The sequence below is a fragment of the Flavobacterium ginsengiterrae genome, assembly GCF_039539785.1.
Classification (GTDB): Bacteria; Bacteroidota; Bacteroidia; order Flavobacteriales; family Flavobacteriaceae; genus Flavobacterium; species Flavobacterium ginsengiterrae.
This window is the reverse complement of sequence record NZ_BAABDU010000004.1, coordinates 780,674-798,741: the sequence shown is the minus strand read 5'-3', so window position 1 is coordinate 798,741 and position 18,068 is coordinate 780,674. Positions and strand designations below refer to the sequence as shown.

15 protein-coding genes are annotated in these 18,068 nt (G+C 30.5%); 11 read left to right on the top strand and 4 right to left on the bottom strand.

Annotated features, from left to right (window positions below):
• Positions 1 to 19 precede the first annotated feature (19 nt).
• The 8 genes from ABD859_RS13970 to ABD859_RS13935 all read left to right on the top strand — a co-directional run bounded on the left by ABD859_RS13970 (position 20) and on the right by ABD859_RS13935 (position 9,737).
• Entirely contained in the window at positions 20 to 994 is a 975-nt protein-coding gene (locus ABD859_RS13970) for a GNAT family N-acetyltransferase (protein WP_345145232.1), read from the top strand.
• A gap of 12 nt (positions 995 to 1,006) precedes the next feature.
• Complete coding sequence (locus ABD859_RS13965; RefSeq protein WP_345145231.1) at positions 1,007 to 2,107, top strand: DegT/DnrJ/EryC1/StrS family aminotransferase; 1,101 nt, start codon at positions 1,007 to 1,009, stop codon at positions 2,105 to 2,107.
• 17 nt (positions 2,108 to 2,124) lie between these two features.
• Positions 2,125 to 3,441: a CDP-glycerol glycerophosphotransferase family protein gene (locus ABD859_RS13960; RefSeq protein ID WP_345145230.1), complete on the top strand. Its 1,317-nt coding sequence runs from the start codon at positions 2,125 to 2,127 to the stop codon at positions 3,439 to 3,441.
• A 24-nt stretch (positions 3,442 to 3,465) separates the two neighbouring features.
• Positions 3,466 to 4,821: a bifunctional cytidylyltransferase/SDR family oxidoreductase gene (locus ABD859_RS13955; RefSeq protein ID WP_345145229.1), complete on the top strand. Its 1,356-nt coding sequence runs from the start codon at positions 3,466 to 3,468 to the stop codon at positions 4,819 to 4,821.
• 10 nt (positions 4,822 to 4,831) lie between these two features.
• Positions 4,832 to 6,280: a lipopolysaccharide biosynthesis protein gene (locus tag ABD859_RS13950; protein ID WP_345145228.1), complete on the top strand. Its 1,449-nt coding sequence runs from the start codon at positions 4,832 to 4,834 to the stop codon at positions 6,278 to 6,280.
• A 313-nt stretch (positions 6,281 to 6,593) separates the two neighbouring features.
• Positions 6,594 to 7,652 carry a hypothetical protein gene (locus ABD859_RS13945; protein ID WP_345145227.1) on the top strand — a complete coding sequence of 353 codons (1,059 nt, stop codon included), beginning with the start codon at positions 6,594 to 6,596 and terminating at the stop codon, positions 7,650 to 7,652.
• Between the two features lie 20 nt (positions 7,653 to 7,672).
• Complete coding sequence (locus ABD859_RS13940; RefSeq protein WP_345145226.1) at positions 7,673 to 9,430, top strand: T9SS type A sorting domain-containing protein; 1,758 nt, start codon at positions 7,673 to 7,675, stop codon at positions 9,428 to 9,430.
• A 10-nt stretch (positions 9,431 to 9,440) separates the two neighbouring features.
• Positions 9,441 to 9,737: a hypothetical protein gene (locus ABD859_RS13935; protein ID WP_345145225.1), complete on the top strand. Its 297-nt coding sequence runs from the start codon at positions 9,441 to 9,443 to the stop codon at positions 9,735 to 9,737.
• Positions 9,738 to 9,797: 60 nt separating this feature from the next.
• On the opposite strand, the gene ABD859_RS13930 is transcribed toward ABD859_RS13935, so the two are convergent.
• Positions 9,798 to 10,931 carry a glycosyltransferase family protein gene (locus ABD859_RS13930; RefSeq protein WP_345145224.1) on the bottom strand — a complete coding sequence of 378 codons (1,134 nt, stop codon included), beginning with the start codon at positions 10,929 to 10,931 and terminating at the stop codon, positions 9,798 to 9,800.
• 108 nt (positions 10,932 to 11,039) lie between these two features.
• Here ABD859_RS13930 and ABD859_RS13925 point away from each other — a divergent pair, with 108 nt between their 5' ends.
• Together ABD859_RS13925 and ABD859_RS13920 are read left to right on the top strand one after the other, a co-directional pair.
• Positions 11,040 to 11,855: a glycosyltransferase family 2 protein gene (locus ABD859_RS13925; protein ID WP_345145223.1), complete on the top strand. Its 816-nt coding sequence runs from the start codon at positions 11,040 to 11,042 to the stop codon at positions 11,853 to 11,855.
• Positions 11,855 to 12,274 (top strand): sugar 3,4-ketoisomerase, encoded by a 420-nt coding sequence (locus ABD859_RS13920; protein WP_345145222.1) that lies wholly within the window; start codon positions 11,855 to 11,857, stop codon positions 12,272 to 12,274. The genes ABD859_RS13925 and ABD859_RS13920 overlap by 1 nt, the downstream gene beginning before the upstream one ends.
• Here ABD859_RS13920 and ABD859_RS13915 read toward each other — a convergent pair.
• The 3 genes from ABD859_RS13915 to ABD859_RS13905 are packed head-to-tail and all read right to left on the bottom strand — an operon-like array spanning position 12,261 to position 14,770.
• On the bottom strand, positions 12,261 to 13,196 hold the full coding sequence (locus ABD859_RS13915; protein ID WP_345145221.1) for a glycosyltransferase family 2 protein: 936 nt from the start codon (positions 13,194 to 13,196) through the stop codon (positions 12,261 to 12,263). The two genes, ABD859_RS13920 and ABD859_RS13915, sit on opposite strands and share 14 nt — an antisense overlap.
• A 6-nt stretch (positions 13,197 to 13,202) precedes the next feature.
• Positions 13,203 to 14,087, bottom strand: a complete 885-nt coding sequence (locus ABD859_RS13910; RefSeq protein WP_345145220.1) for a glycosyltransferase — start codon at positions 14,085 to 14,087, stop codon at positions 13,203 to 13,205.
• On the bottom strand, positions 14,087 to 14,770 hold the full coding sequence (locus ABD859_RS13905) for a cell division ATP-binding protein FtsE (protein ID WP_345145219.1): 684 nt from the start codon (positions 14,768 to 14,770) through the stop codon (positions 14,087 to 14,089). Before ABD859_RS13905 ends, ABD859_RS13910 begins: the two co-directional genes overlap by 1 nt.
• Positions 14,771 to 15,008: 238 nt before the next feature.
• On the opposite strand from ABD859_RS13905, the gene ABD859_RS13900 reads away from it, so the two are divergent.
• Entirely contained in the window at positions 15,009 to 18,026 is a 3,018-nt protein-coding gene (locus ABD859_RS13900) for a tetratricopeptide repeat protein (protein ID WP_345145218.1), read from the top strand.
• Positions 18,027 to 18,068: the final 42 nt, after the last annotated feature.

Below are 18,068 nucleotides of genomic sequence, written 5' to 3'. Positions count from 1 at the left end.
AATTCGAGGCTGAAGAAAAATGACTTACACCATAAAAAAATACGAACAAAACGATTACACATTATGGAATGACTTTGTAAGTCAGGCTAAAAATGCAACGTTTTTATTTCATCGTGATTTTATGGAATATCATAAAGATCGTTTTGAAGATTTTTCGCTTTTAATTTTTGATGAAGATAAACTAAAAGCTATTCTTCCGGCTACTAAACAAGGAAATTATCTGCATTCTCATCAAGGACTTACTTATGGCGGATTGGTTTATAAAGAAGAAACAAAGCAGGTTGCTGTAATTGAAATTTTAAAGACGATTTTATTTTTTTTGAATGAAAATGATTTCGGGAAATTATACATTAAAACGATTCCATCAATTTATCATCTTAAACCTTCTGACGAAATTTTATATAGTTTATTTTTAGCCGAAGCAAAACTGATTCGAAGAGATTCCCTTTCTGTAATTGATTTATCCAATGAAAAATCAATTTCGAAAATCAGAAAAAGAGGCATTAAAAAAGCAATTTCAAACAAACTTGTAATTAAAGAAGAAGCTGATTTTGAATTATTTTGGAATAAAATTCTAATTCCTAATTTAGAATCCAGACACAATGCAAAACCAGTTCATTCTATTGAAGAAATGAATTATTTAAGTTCACTTTTTCCCGAAAATATTCATCAGTTTAATGTTTATTTTGAAGATGAAATTGTGGCTGGAACTACCGTTTTTGAAACCGAAACGACTGCGCATTGTCAATATATTTCAAAAAATCCTGATACAGAAAATTTAGGAAGTTTAGATTTCCTGTTTGACTTTTTAATTAATGAAAGATTTAAGCATAAACGGTTTTTTGATTTCGGAATATCAAATGAAAATCAGGGAAAAAATCTCAATGAAGGTTTAACCTATTGGAAAGAAAGTTTTGGGGCAAGCACCATTATTCATGATTTTTACGAAGTCGAAACCTCAAATTATAGGAAGTTAAATGCTATTTTTGTTTAAAAACTAAAATAGATGATTTCATTTCTGGACTTAAAAAAAATAAATCAGCCTTATGAAACTGCTTTTCAGGAACAACTGAAAACAGTTTTAGATAACGGCTGGTATATTTTAGGAAATGAAGTTGAAACTTTCGAAAAGTCTTTTGCCCAATATTGTCAAACTAAATACTGTATTGGGGTAGGAAACGGTCTGGATGCTTTAGTTTTGATTTTTAAAGGTTATATCGAACTAGGAAAACTCAAAAAAGGCGATGAGGTTATTGTTCCAGCAAACACTTATATTGCTAGTATTCTGGCCATTTTACAAGCTGATTTAGTTCCGGTTTTAGTCGAACCAAAATTAGAAACCTACAATCTAAATCCTGATTTAATTCAGGAAAAAATCACATCAAAAACAAAAGCCATTTTGGCCGTTCATCTATACGGACAATTAGCTGAAATGGATAAAATCTGCCAAATTGCGGAACAAAATAATTTGATTGTAGTAGAAGATGCTGCACAGTGTCATGGTGTAGAGAAAAATCTGCAATCTGCAATCTGCAATCTACAATCAAGTTCTGCTTACAGCTTTTATCCCGGAAAAAATTTAGGTTGTCTTGGTGATGGAGGTGCAATTACAACAAACGATACTGAACTGGCAAATGTGCTTTTTTCGCTTCGTAATTACGGATCTGAGAAAAAATATTATAATGAATTTGCTGGTATAAATTCAAGATTAGATGAATTACAAGCTGGATTTTTAAACTTAAAACTGCCTAATTTAGATGCTGATAATGATAAGCGCAGAGCAATTGCAAAACGCTATTTACACGAAATAAAAAACAATAAAATCGAACTTCCATTTTGGGATTTTTCAAATAATCATGTATTTCACTTATTTGTTATCAGGACAGAAAACAGAAATCAATTACAGGAATATTTAAACCAGAATAATATTCAGACCGTTATTCATTATCCGGTTCCGCCGCACAAACAAAAAGCATTTCCAGAATGGAATAATTTATCTTTTCCTATAACTGAGAAAATTCATAATGAAGTTTTAAGTCTGCCTATGAGTCCGGTTTTGACTGATGAAGAAGTTAGTTTTATAGTTGAGGTTTTAAACAGATATTAATTTTGATTTTATAAAAAATGACAAAATTAAAATTAACTATTAAACGATTTATTCCTGAAGTAATCTGGATTTCACTTATCAGGGTTTATAATTTTACAAAGCTACGATCGGCTTTCGATTTATATAAAATTAAACAAGCATCTAAAAATTATAAAAAAGTATTGCAAGTTGTTAGAAAAAATGAGAAAATAAAAGTTGCTTTTTTTTTAATTCATGAATCAGTTTGGAAATATGATGTTTTGTTTGATTTAATGTTGCAAGATTCGCGTTGTGAGCCTCAAATTTTTGTTTGTCCTGCTGTAAATTTTGGTAAAGAAAACATGCTTTTTGAAATGAATAAGTCATTTGAAGCATTTAAAAAGAAAGGATATGATGTTATTAAAACCTATGATGAAATAACAGGGGAATATCTTGATGTAAAGAAATCTTTTTCGCCGGACATTGTTTTTTTTTCCAATCCGTATGAAGGTTTAGTCGATTATAGATATTATATAAAGGAGTTTTTAGATACTCTAACCTGTTATGTGCCTTATGCTATTATGACAACAAATTATGATACTTTTTATAATACAAAGTTTCATAATCTGGTTTGGAGAATTTTTTCTGAAACGCCAATTCACAAAAATATTGCGGTTCAAAAGCAGAGAAATAAAGGAGAAAACAATGTTGTAACCGGATATCCCGGATTTGATAAACTTTTATTAAATAAAAATCCTGATAACGGCGTTTGGAAAAAACAGAATAGAGCTTTAAAAAAAATAATCTGGGCGCCACATCATTCAATGCATGAGCTCAATAAAGTATCTAATTTTTTAGAATATTTTGACGTTTTTTTAGAATTAGCTGCTATTTACAAAGATCAGTTGCAAATAGCTTTTAAGCCGCATCCCCTGCTAAGAGTTAAATTAGAAAATGAACCAAATTGGGGTAAAGAAAAAACGGATGCTTATTACAGTAAATGGATGAATATTGAAAACGGTCAGTTTGAAAATTCGGATTATACAGATTTATTTTTAACATCAGATGCACTTATCCATGACTGCGGTTCGTTTATGGCAGAATATCTTATAACAGGAAAACCAGCTCTTTTTATGATAAGAAATGAAGTGGTTATGAAAGAATGGAGTGAGTTTGGAGAAAAAGCTGTTAAGGTTCATTATCAATCCAGAACAAAAGAACAAGTAATTGATTTTATTGAAAATGTTGTATTAAATGAAAACGATTGGATGAAACAAAAACGAAATAATTTTGTAGAAGATTATCTAATACAACAGAACAATTTAACCCCATCACAAAACATATTGAATTATTTAAAAATGCAGATTTTTGAATAATTTTAGATTTTAATAAAAGCAAACATGAATATAGCTGTCATTTTAGCGGGAGGAACAGGAGTCAGGCTTGAAAAATCGCTGCCTAAACAATTTTTTAAAGTTGCCGGAAAGATGGTTATAGAACATGCTATAGATGCATTTGAAAAGAATGAATTTATAGACGAAATCGCCGTTGTAATCAATAATCATTACCAGTTTATGATTGAAGATATGATTATAAAAAACGAATGGAAAAAAGTAAAACGAATTTTAATAGGTGGTAAGGAACGATACCAATCTAGTTTTGCAGCGGTTAATGCTTATCAGGATTTAAAAGATGCTAATTTAATTTTTCATGATGCTGCCCGTCCTTTAATAAGCCAAAGAATTATAAATGATGTTGTAAAAGCATTGGATAATTATAAAGCAGTTGATGTTGCTATAAATTCTGCAGATACAATTATTGAAGTTGAAAATAATATTATAACAACTATTCCTGAACGTATAAAAATGCGCAGAGGACAGACTCCGCAGGGTTTTAAGCAGCAAATAATCGCAAAAGCATACGAACAAGCGTTAAAAGACCCAAATTTTAAAGCGACTGATGATTGCGGTGTAGTTAAGGAATATCTGCCTGAAGAAAATATCTATGTAGTAGATGGTGAAGAGGTGAATATGAAATTAACTTATCCCGAAGATACTTATTTGTTGGATAAATTATTTCAGCTTAGATCTGTTGAAATTCAAAATATAGATTTATCTAAAGAAGATTTGACTGGTAAAGTCATGGTTGTTTTTGGCGGTTCTTACGGGATAGGAAAGAGTGTTTTAGATTTGGCAAAAGAGAATGGGATTCACGTTTACAGCTTTTCCCGAAGCGAAAACAATGTTGATGTTTCTAACATAAATTCAGTAAAAGAAGCTTTAAATAAAGTACTTAAGATTGAAAATAAAATTGATTTTGTTGTTAGTACGGCAGGTATATTGCATAAAGAACCATTAGAAACAATGAACTATGAATATATTTTGAATTCAATAAATGTTAATTACACCGGAATGGTAAATGTTGCTCTTGCTTCACTACCGTATTTAAAAGAATCGAAAGGACATATTTTATTTTTTACTTCAAGTTCATATACTCGAGGAAGGGCATTTTATAGCATTTATTCTTCGAGTAAAGCAGCGACAGTTAATTTTGTACAGGCTGTTTCGCAAGAATGGGAAACATTTAATATTAAAGTAAATTGTATAAATCCGGAGAGGACACAAACTCCAATGCGTATCAAAAATTTTGGTAACGAACCTGAAGAAACACTGCTGAAACCGAAAACAGTTGCTTTAAGATGCATTCAGACTCTATTGTCAAATTATTCAGGTCAAGTGATAGATGTACGACTTTAAAGTAAATTAAATGCAGGAGACCCCTCTAAAAACAAAGACAGCAAAAGGCATCTTTTGGTCTGCGGTTGATAAATTTGCCGTTCAGATTGGACAGTTTGTTGTTGGGGTTATACTTGCCCGAATTTTAGTTCCAGAGGATTTTGGATTAATAGGAATGCTGGCTATTTTTATAGCCTTGTCGCAGACTTTTATAGAAAGCGGTTTAGGAACGGGATTAATTCAGCGTCAGGACAGAACAGATATTGATTTTTCAACTGTATTTGTATTTAATCTGGCTGTAAGCAGTTTTTTTTATTTAGTGTTGTTTTTTTCGGCGTCGTTTATATCGGATTTTTTTAATCAGCCTCAACTAATTAATTTAATACGGATTTTAAGTTTGAGTCTTTTTTTGAATGCCGTTTCAATAGTTCAAAAAACAAAACTGACAATTGCTCTCGATTTTAAATCGATTGCAAAAAGTAATGTAATATCTGTATTTGCAGGCGGATTGTGCGGTGTTTTAGCAGCCATAAATAATTACGGAGTCTGGTCATTGGTTATTCAAAGTCTTGTTGGGGCTTTTGCATCATCAGTTTCTTTATGGTTCTTAAGCACTTGGAGTTTTTCGGTTTTGTTCTCAAAAAAATCTTTTCATTCTTTATTCAATTATGGATCAAAACTTTTAGCGGCAGGTTTGTACGCACAGCTGTTAAATAACGTTTATAATATTTGTCTTGGAAAATTTTATCCAACTTCTTCTTTAGGATATTACACAAGAGCAAAGAATTTTGCTGATTTATCAGCGGGAACTATTGTTGGTATTCTGCAGCAAGCCACATTTCCTGTTCTTGCATCACTGCAAAATGACAAAGAAAAATTAGTTTCTGTTTACAGCCGAATGATTAAAATGTCAGCTTTTTTTATTATTCCTTTAATGACTTTAATTGCTTTGCTGGCAAAACCGATAGTTATATTACTGCTTACAGAAAAATGGATTTCCTTGATCCCGCTTTTACAATGGATGGTTTTTGCGCGCATTTTTTATCCTATGAGTGTAATAAATATGAATTTATTAAGTGCAATAGGCCGTTCAGATTTATTTCTAAAAGTAGATTTATCTAAGTTACCGTTAACGATTTTAGCACTTATAATTACAATTCCGATAGGAGTAAAAGCTATTATAATTGGTCATGTTATTACATCGGCTTTGTCATTTATTATAAATGCTTATTTACCCGGAAAGTTTTATGGCTATGGTGCAATGAAACAGTTAAGAGATATGATTCCTTTTTGTTTCGCAGCATTAGTAATGTCGGTTTTGGTATTTACAGTAAATTACTTTATTGATAATTTAGTTTTTCAATTGTTTTTAGGAATTAATGCAGGGGTAATGGCTTATTTGATTATTTGCTGGTTAATGAGGGTAGAAGAATTAAAGGAGGTTTGGGGATTGTTTTTGAAGTTAAAAAAGAGAGTCTGATTTATTTTATATTAAAATCGTTTTTTTTAACGATTAATCATTTTTAGAAGAACAACTTTATTCTATTGTTAAAACAAAATCATTTGTTTTTTCAGTTCTGTTGTGAGATGCAGTCTTGCGTAATTCCTTTGTTTAAATCATTTACTTATTCTAAGAAAAGTCTTATTTATCTGATTGTCAATTGTTTTTTTGTTCATAATTTTTGAAAATTTTTATTGTTAATAAAATTCTTAATAAATAATATTAACGTTAAATAAAAAGATGTTGCATTAGTTAAATTTGAAAGAATAAATTTAATCAAACATCGAATAACATGAGAAAAATTACAAGAAAATCTTATTTGGCCGTTTTATTTTTAATTACAACGGCATTACAAGCCCAAATTAGTACAGGTACAGGAGGCGCCGCTAATGTTTTACCAAATTCTCCAACATCAAATACCAATGTCGGAATTGGTACGACTAATCCATCTGCTAAACTAGAAGTAAATGGTGATATTAAAGGAACAGTAGGAATTTTTACAAACGGTCTTCCAAATGGAACTACATTTTCTTCATTAGGAGAAAGATCTGACAGATCATTAGTTTTGTCAGCTGGAAGTTTGTTAGGAACTGGTTCGGGATATTTAAATACCAGAATGTTTCATGTGTTTGATTTTCCTCAATCAAATTTCAACACAAAGCCTCTTTTATACTTTAGTATAGAGGATAGAGATGATATGAGAAGATTTAGATTTACTGCAGAAACTGGTGGAGCAAGTAATTTTGAAGTAGATGACAGAACGCAGAGAAATGTTTTTAGAGTAGCTGAAGATATTACTTCTGACGGTTGTAGTTTTAGTCATGTTTCTTTACCTCAGGCTAATACAAAATTAATCATTGGTACATCTTATGACAATTTAACTTCAGATGAAAATGTCAAATATAAATTAATTGTTAAAGCTGGAAAATGTGGTTCAACATTCTTAGACGGGTCAGGCAGTGCGTATATAGAAGGTAATACCATAACTATGGGTAATATTGGTATTGGAACTACAAATTTTGCAGATGGAAGCGAAACATACAGACTTTCTGTAAAAGGGAAAGTTCGTGCAGAAGAGATAAAAGTATACAATACTTGGGCAGATTATGTTTTTGATCCGTCATATAAGCTGCCAACTTTAAAAGAAGTTGAAAATTATATAGTTCAAAATGGACATTTACAGAATGTACCATCAGCAAAAGAAATTGTAGAAAATGGACTTGCTTTAGGGGAAATGACAAAAATTCAACAAGAAAAAATTGAAGAGCTTACACTGTATGTAATTCAGCAGAATAAAGAAATTGAAGAGTTAAAAACTCAGATGAAAGCATTATTATCGCAAAAGCAATAATCATAATTATAAATCAAATTATGAAAAAACTATATTTTTATATAATGTTTTTGCTGCTTACGGTGAACATTTTTTTTGCACAAAACATTAATAACCATTGGCAATTAGGCGCATCAGATTTAAATTTTGCCAACAATCCTCCTAGTGTAAGTACTGTTTTTAATTCTGGGCAGTATGGAAATGCATCAATTAGTGATGAATATGGAAATTTGTTATTTTATACTGATGGAATAAAAGTTTTTAATAAAAACCACCAGGCAATGACAATGCTTAATGGAAGCACTATTAGTACAGACATTGGAACTTTGCAGGGATATGATCAATTTCAACCAGTAATAATCGTGCCTCATCCTGGAAACAGTAAACAGTATTTTGTATTTACCACTTGTAATACTGTTTTTATAGGGGCAGGTACAAGTCCCGGATATTCTTATATTTACTATATTGTTGATTTTAGTGACTCCCAATATCCTTTAGGTAAGATTGTAAACCCTGGAAATAATGTTTTAAGTCAGAGCGGATCAGCAATTCAATATGATTTTATGTTCAGACCTATAACGAGCGTAAAAAATAGTACCAATGATGGTTACTTTTTAATTGGCCAACAGGCTTCTGCATCAGGGGTTTGGCTTTTAAGTTACAAAATAACGGCTAGTGGTTTTAATCCTGTTCCTGTGGTAAGTATTATGAATAATAATATTGGTTATGTTAATACTAATGTAACTGATGAATTTCAGGTAAGAACCTCGGGAATAGTTAAATTTTCTCCAAATAATCAAAAATTAGGAGAATTGGTTATTCTGAACAGATACCATAAAGGGCCTGGTACAAGAAGTTCAAGCAGTCGTTTCCAAACTTTTGATTTTAATAATACTACAGGTGTTTTTAGTAATTATACTTTAGTAGATGATAATTCATTAGCTGCAAGTACAGATTTTGAATTTTCTTCAGATTCTCAAAAAGTGTATTTTGTGCATGGAAATATTACTGTAAAAGATCTGACTAATTTATCTTCAGCAGCAAGAAATCTTCCAGAATTTGGTAATTCGTCTTCAGTACCTATTTATTTTAGTAACATACAAAGAGATAAAAACAACAATATTCTTATTAGTTCAAATTCTACTAATTTAAATAGAAATGTTTATCTGCATAAGCTGGATAATCAAAATTCATTTTCACAATCTTCAGTAGTTTTAAATTCAATTTCATTAAATGGAAATGCGATACTTCCAGGAAACTGTTATCTACCGCAGTTAGTTCCTCTTTTAACACCTCCTTGCGTTAATAATGTTACGATTATTACAAACGTTACTTCAGGAACTGATCTTAAGCAGGCTTCAAGTACAATAACTGCTTCAAATGTTATCAGTTCAGGTGCAAATGCATTTTATCATGCCGGCAGTTCAGTAACTCTTAAAAGCGGATTTAATGCTGTATCTGGTTCAACAGCTAAAATTTATCTTGAAGGATGTTCAAATACTTTTGCAAAAAAAGCACTTGCTGAGGAATCAGATTTAAATAAAAACGTAAAAATTGACAGTGATGGTGTAAAACTCTATCCTAACCCGAATAATGGAATTTTTGAAATTAATTTAGGAAGAATAGACGATACGATGGTTCTTGTTCAAATTTATAATATTTTAGGAAAAGAGGTTTATTCTACATCTTCTAAAGAAAATATTGTAAATATCAATCTGCCAAATTTGTCTTCGGGATTATATGTCATAAAACTAAGCGGTGAAAATTATAACGGTGCAGTGAAATTTGTAAAAAAATAATCCAATAACTATGAAAAACATTCTTTTATCATTCTTTTTATTATTAGAAATCACATTTTCATTTGGTCAAACAGGAACAGTTACTTCGGTTGGAGCGTTAAATATTGGTACAGCAGGTACAAACGTGAACTCTACAGTAACAAACAGTACTACAACCCCTGTTATAACTTTAAATATTCCGTATGCCAGCCAGGGAGCTACAGGATTAGTGACTACAGGTAATCAGGTATTTTCAGGGCAAAAAACATTTACAAGCGGTTTTTTTTTAGATCCTGCTGCATTAAATACAAGAACTGAAAGCTGTTAATGAGCAGACAGTAGAAAATAGAGTAAAGAACTAGAAAAAGAGAGCTAAACCTCTCTTTTTTTATTTTATTTTCCATAAATCAATATACTGCTGAGCGATTTTAATATAATTATGTTCTTTTTCAACAAAAACTCTTGCTCGTTTTCCCATTTCAATTATTTCATTCGGATTTTCAATTAAAAAAGATAATTCTTTAACGAGATAGTCAACATCAGCAATAGCATTTACACAAACCTTTTCAGTTATTTGATAATGATTAACAAATTCATCTTCAGCACCAGTAAAAACAACTTTTCCTTTCGCCATTGCTTCAAGTGCATTATAGCCCTGATCTCTGCTGAATGCTTGATCCAAAAGAATATGAGCTTTATTGTATAGATCGATATAAATTGGATAAGGAACCGTATTAGTAATTATAATTTCTACCTTATCTGAATATTTTCCTTCTATAATTTTTAATGCTTTTTCAAAATAAGATATTCCCTTTTGATTATAACTGTATTTGTTAATGCCTAAAAAGATAATTATTTTATCATGAATCAATAATTCCTTAAAAGGCAATTTGGTTAAATCTATCGGATAAGGAATAAAATCAGAAAAAAGAGGATATTTTTTTGCAGCATCAACGTAATCAAAATCGGTAGCAATTAATCCATCGAAATTATTCATCATATATTCATGAATTTTAATATGTCCTTTTTTAAAATAATGAAAAAACCAGTTGAACTCTTTGGATGGATTTTTTATAGATGGCTGATAAATAGATTTATATTCTTTGTTTTCTGTATAGAATTTAAGATTCATATAATCTAATCCGCATGATAATAAAAAAACAGACTTATTATATTTTACTATTTTTTTTATTAGATAAAGTTCAAATTTTCTGGTAGTCTTTATAGATGATTCATTAACAAATTGTACAATTTCAAAATTCTTTAATTTGGGAAGAAACATTAAAAAACGAATACCATACTCAAAACTAACCAAATCAAATTTGAACAATCGATATATAATTTTTCTTGGAATACTAAAGATGTTCTTTTTAAAAAGTTTAGCTTCATAATCGTAATCCACAGGATAGCATCTATAACCATTACTATTTCCTATCAAAATAACGTCATGGCCTAATTCTGTTAATCCTTTTTTTAAAGAATTGTGTAAAAGACTATATTCTCCAATCAGTAGAATTCGCATAAACTTATTTAGTTAAAAAGAAAAAGTAAATGTAAAACAAAAACAGAATTGCAGTTGGTATTTAAGGCAGAAAAAAAATACATTTGTTTCAACAGAAAATATTTGAAAGTGATTTACAATATAAGTGACATCGAAATTCTAATTTCTACAATAAACAGGAGTTCACTGGATTTTTTGGTTCCAATGTTTCCTTTTGCTCACTTTTCAAATTTTCAAATTTTAATTGTAAACCAAACCCAGAACGAGAAAATTTTAAACTCAGATTATCCAAATGTAAGAGTAATTAATTCATTGGAAAAAGGCTTGTCAAAAAGCAGAAATCTGGCTTTAAAAAATGCAGTTGGAAAAATTCTTGTCATTGCAGACGATGATATTATTTATGAGGAAAATTTTACTGCTAAAATTGTAAATGCATATAACCAATTTCAAAATGCAGCTGCAATAAAATTTTGTATCGAAAAATCAAAAGCAAATTCAAAGAAAGAATACCCATCGATTCTTAAAAAGAATTTAGGTATGTTTGATATTCTGCAGACAAGTTCAATAGAAATGACTCTAAACAAAAGAATTATTGATGAAATGAATATTCAATTTGATGAAAATTTTGGCTTAGGATCGGGTTTTGAAATAGGGGAAGAAGCTGTTTTTTTATCTGATCTGAAAAAGAAAAATCAACAAATTGTCTTTATACCTGAAATAATTGTAAAGCATAATGAATTAACATCTTCTGATAAAAAAGATTTTATTGAAAAATATTACAATCAGGGAGCTTTATTTACAAGAATTTTTAAAAATAAATATTGGTTTTGGTTACTTATAAAAATAGTTTTTGATTTAAAACAGAAAAAAATAAAATTGAGTAATATTAGTGCAGTTTTTAAAAGTGCAATAAGTGGACATCATAAATTTAGAAAAATACAGTAATGGAATCAAGAATTAACGGAACTCAAATTATCTCACTGCCTAAAATTGAAGACAGACGTGGAAATCTATCCGTAATAGAAAATGATATAGTTCCTTTTGAGATTAAAAGGGTTTATTATCTCTATGATGTGCCAAGCGGAGCAGAACGAGGAGGCCATGCACATAAAAATCTAAAACAATTTTTGGTTGCCTTAAGCGGTAGTTTTGATGTAGTTCTAAAAGATGGTGAAAAAGAAGAAATAGTTACTTTAAACAAACCTTATGAAGGCTTATTGATTAATCCGGGAATTTGGAGGGAACTTCAAAATTTTTCTTCGGGTTCTGTTTGTTTAGTTGTTGCTTCAGAAGTTTTTATTGAGGAAGATTACATTAGGGATTTTGATGAATTTATACATTTCAAAGACATTACTGATAAATAGAGAAATTGAAACCATTTTTTCGTAACAGTTTTTTTAATTTTAATAAAAAGATTAAAACATATCGGGGTAAAAAATATATAACCTTTGTTTTAAAAGAAATATTCTCTTTTAAAATATTCTGCAGCAATTCTTTTGCTTTTTTACTATCCCCGGCAATTTTGTATTTTAAAGCATATTCTATTCTGTAAACATCAAGATATTTTTTTAAGCTTGGATTACTTTCTTCCTGTAATTTGTAATCATTAAAATCTTTTAATTTTTTGTCTCGTATTGGTGTTTTTGAAAGACTGTTTTCGATATAATGCAAATAAGATGCTGTAATTTTATTGCTAAATACAACAGGATAGTTTAATGCAATTCTTATCCACATATCAACATCCTGTCCGCTTGATATACTGGTTTTAAAATTACCTATTGTTTCAAATACAAATTTTGGAATTGCAATTGATGATGATGTAGCAATAGGATAAGGCAGGCTTTTTTCAAAAAAATCAGGAATAACACCCTCAAAATCTGCCGAAATGCCGTTATATTTAGGAATATATTTTGTCCCGTTTTTAAATATTAATTGATAGCGCGAAGCAAAAATACCAGCATTTGGATAAATTTGAATTAAGCATTTTAAAGTTTCTAAATGATTCGGCATCCATAAGTCATCTGCATCTAAAAATGCAATGTAATTCGATTTTGATTTCTCGATACCCAAATTTCTTGCTGCAGAAGCTCCTTGATTTTCCTGATCGTAAAACAGGATTCTTTCGTCATTATATTCTAATACAATATCTTTACTCTTATCAGTAGAGCCATCATTGATTATAATAATTTCATAATCAGTAAAGGTCTGATTGAGAACACTTTCTATTGTGTTTTTAATATAATCAGCTTTGTTGTATAACGGAATAATAACAGACAAAAATGCCATAACTGATTATTTTTTTAAATCGCAATAATAGCCTAATTTATAAAAATCTAATAAATATAGATTCGGATTTTTTGAAGTCAAATTTTTGATAATCAGATTTTTTGTGCTTTTAAAGAAAACTCTTGTAATGCCGGTTAAATGCAGTTTTTTTAGATGTTCGTAAGTTTTAGTTAATCGAATTTTTTTAGGATCAATTTTATGAAATTGAGTTAAACGGTGTAAGTTTTTAACGGCTCTTTTCGTTTTTTCAATAAATTCGAAACTATTTTCATCATTATAATGCACTAAAAAATTCTCAATATGTATAACCGGAATTGAGTTTGAATGCAGATTTTCTATAAAAATCAAATCTTCATAACCATATTCATGAATAAATTCAGGAAAAGGAAACTGTAAGAGAATTTCTTTATTTAAAAGTAAATTCCATGTAAAAACAAAATCATAATTGTTTTCAAGTCTATAATTTAAGGGTTTCGTTTCTCTTTTTTTACCATATTCCCATCGCAGCATTTTTTCTTTAGCAGGAATAATATCTGGATATGTAACACCTCCAAAAACAACACTTGGTGTCTGCGGTATTAAATCTATATAGTTTTTAAGATAAAATTCATTTTCTGGAAAAGCATCGGCTTCCATAATCAAAACATATTCATATTTTGATTTTAGACATAAAGAATTAATGTTTTTGCCTCTTCCCAGATTTTCGTTATTGATAAAAAAACTACAGTTTTCTAAAAGATTAATCTGGCTGTTTTCTTCAATACAATTTTTGCCGGCATCATCCTGCACTAAGATTTCATATATAATTCCTAAGTTATCTGCCTGACGTATAAGCTCTAAAACAAGTTTTAAAACATCATAATTATAAACCGGAATTAAAATAGAAAGCATTACACGCTTCTTTGCACAACTTCAAAAATCCTCTCATCTTCACATTTTAAAGTTTTAGATGGGAATTTCATTAACAAAGCATAATCGTGAGTCGCCATAATAACGGTTTTACCATTGGCGTTAATGCTTTTTAAAACCTCTAAAACCTCAGAACTTGTCTGCGGATCAAGGTTTCCTGTAGGTTCATCAGCAAGAATAAATTCAGGGTCATTAAGCAGAGCTCTTGCAATAGCAACACGCTGCTGTTCTCCTCCAGAAAGCTGGTGAGGCATTTTGTTTAAGAAATCTTTCATGCCTACTTTATCTAAAACCTCGTCGATTTTGTATTCCATTGCTTCTTTTTCAACCCAGCCGGTAGCTTTAAGAACAAAAAGCATATTGTCTTTAATAGAACGATCCGGAAGAAGTTTAAAATCCTGAAATACAATTCCAATTTTACGTCTCAAATACGGAATATCTTTCTCTTTTAAGGTTGCCAAATCAAAATCAACAATATGAGCTTCACCCTCAGTTAGCGGTAAATCTGCGTACAAAGTTTTTAAAAAGGTACTTTTACCAGAACCCGTTTTTCCAATAATATAGATAAATTCACCATGCTGAACATCTAAATTAATTTGTGATATAATTTTTCTTCCTTCCTGATATATAGTGACATCTTTAAGAGATAGTACGGTTTGTGACATAATAAATTGATTTGAATGTAAAAGTAATAAGTTAGCGATTGGATTCAAAATAAATTTCAATCATTTCTGAATAAAATAGGCAAATGAATAATGGTTTTTGAAACTTTGAGAACCAATCTTTTGACGTTTCATATCCTGTTTTATAACAATGATTAAAACATTTGTTCATAATAAAGTTAGGAAACGTTTCGTTATAAACGGTATAAAATGATAAATTTGAATACTAAATATAACTAAAATGCGTAAACTTTCCTGGTTCTTTTTATTCCAAATTATCCTTGTTTCGACTACGATTTCAGCACAAAAATCAGCTATTTATACATACGAATTAAAGGATTTTGACAAAGCACTGGCTTTATACAACGACAAACAATACGCTTCGGCACAACATATTTTTGAGTACATAAAAAACAATACGGCTCTGACTGATGAGGTTAAGTCAGATTGTGCTTACTATATTGCCAACTGTGCAATTAGAACCAATAAACCAAATGCCGATGCTTTGATGGAAAAATTTGTTGAAGATTATCCAACAAGCACCAAACAAAATCAGGCTTATATTGAAGTAGCGCAGTATTTCTTTGAACAGGGAAATTATCCAAAAGCTTTACAATGGTTTGACAAAGTCGACGAAAGTTACATGAGCAAATCTGATTCTGATAAATTCAATTTCCAAAAAGGATACAGCTATTTTAATGCAAAAAAGAAAAAAGAAGCCACAACATATTTCAACAAAGTAGTAAACTCTCCTGAATACGGTTCGCAAGCCAAATATTACTTAGGTTTTATGGCTTATGAAGGCGATGATTACAAAGAAGCAACCAAATATTTTGATGAGGTTTCGGGCGAAGAAAAGTACAAAGAAAAGCTTTCATATTATCAGGCAGATATGAATTTTAAACTTGGTAATTTCCAAAAAGCAATTGATTTGGGCCAAAAAGCAATGGCAAAATCAAATGAAATGGAAAAATCGGAGTTGAATAAAATTATTGGAGAAAGCTATTTCAATTTAAAACAATACGATAAAGCCATTCCGTATTTAGAGCAGTACGCAGGAAAAAAAGGAAAATGGAATAATACCGATTTTTACCAGTTAGGATATGCATATTATGAGCAAAAAAACTACGAAAAAGCCATTTCTCAGTTCAATAAAATTATTGAAGGAAAAGATTTCGTAGCGCAAAATGCTTATTATCATTTAGGTTTAAGTTACTTAAATACAGGTAAAAAACAGGAAGCATTAAACGCTTTTAAAAATGCTTCAGAAATGGATTTTAACGCTCAGATTCAGGAAGATGCAGCTTTAAATTATGCCAAAGTAAGTTACGATATTGGAAACGCGTACCAAACGGTTCCGGGAATTTTACTTGATTTCTTAAAAAAATACCCAAACAATTCAAACAGGGCAGAAGTAGAAAAACTATTAGTTGACTCTTATATTTCTACAAAAAACTACAAAGAAGCTTTGGTGTTATTAGAAAAAAACAGAACAGCCGAAAATAAAGCGGCGTATCAAAAAGTACTTTTTTACAGAGGTGTAGAATTATTTAACGAATCGAATTATTCTGAAGCAACAAAAATGTTTAAAAGTGCAGCCAGCGAACAAAAAACGCCTGAGTTTACAGCGCGCGCTACTTTTTGGAAAGCAGAAACAGAATACGTTTCTGATGATTTTCAGAATGCTTTGCTGACGTACAAACAGTTTGCTGGACTTTCGGCAGCAAAATCGACAGATGAATATAAAAACATCAATTATAATATTGGTTACACGTATTTTAAATTAAAAGAATACGATCAGGCAGCAAATTCATTTCAGGCACAAATCGACAGCAATAAAGAAGATAAAGTACGTTTAAACGATTCATACCTGCGTTTAGGAGATTCACGTTTTGTGAATTCTAAATATTCTCAGGCAATGGAAGCTTATGGAAAAGCAATGGATGCTAAAAGTGTTGATGCTGATTATGCACAATTCCAAAAAGCACTTTCGTACGGTTTTATGGGGAAAAATGATCAGAAAATCAGCGAGTTGAACAACTTTCTTAAAATGTATAAAAAATCAGAATATCGCGATGATGTTTTATACGAATTAGGAAATACCTATGTTGCTGATAAAAAGAACGATTTAGCAATTAAAACCTACGATCAGTTAATTTCTGAATACAAAAACGGTTCATTTACATCAAAATCAATCTTAAAACAAGGTTTGATTTATTACAATTCAGATCGTGATGATCAGGCTTTGGGTAAATTCAAAAAAGTTGCTGCCGAGTTTCCAAAAACGCCGGAAGCTCTCGAAGCGGTTTCTACAGCCAGATTAATTTATGTTGATTCAGGAAGAGTAGACGAATATGCATCATGGGTTAAAACTCTGGATTTCGTTTCGGTTACAGATGCTGAACTGGATAATGATACTTACGATGCGGCTTTTAAACAATACAGTCAAAATAACAGTAAAGCGGCAATTACCGGATTTGCAGGTTATATAAGCAAATTCCCTTCGGGACTGCATGCTTTAGAAGCTAACTATTATTTAGGACAATTGTATTATGCAGAAGGATCTGAAACAAAATCAACTTCGAATTATCAATACGTAATCGAACAGCCAAGAAATGAGTTTACAGAACAATCGTTAAGCAAATTAGCACAGATTTACTTAAAAGCAAAAGACTGCGATAAAGCAATTCCGGTTTTAGCAAGATTAGAAAACGAAGCAGATTCTCCTCAAAATAAGAGTTTTGCTCAGGCTAATTTGATGAAATGTTATTATGACAAAAAAGATTATGACAAATCTGTTACTGCAGCAGAGAAAGTTTTAGAAAATCCAAAATCAGATTCGGGAGTAAAAGCCGATGCGCAGATTATTGTAGCTCGCGCCGCTATACAGACCGGAAATGAAGATAAAGCAAAAGCAGCTTATGCAAAATTGTCGACAACTTCAAAAGGCGAGTTAGCAGCAGAAGCATTGTATTATGATGCTTACTTTAAAACAAAAGAAGGAAAATTTGAAGCCTCAAACACAGCCGTTCAAAAACTGGCAAAAAGCTATTCTGCTTACAAATATTACGGAGCAAAAGGTTTGGTTTTAATGGCGAAAAACTTCTACGGATTAAAAGACAGCTATCAGGCAACCTACATTCTAGATAATGTAATCAACAACTTTACAGATTATCCGGATGTAGTTGAAGAAGCTAAAAAAGAGTTAAGCGCTATTAAGTTAGAAGAATCAAAAACAAATTCGTCAATTAACAGATAGTTAGAAGTTAAAAGTGAGATGTGAAGTAAATAAAAAACATCT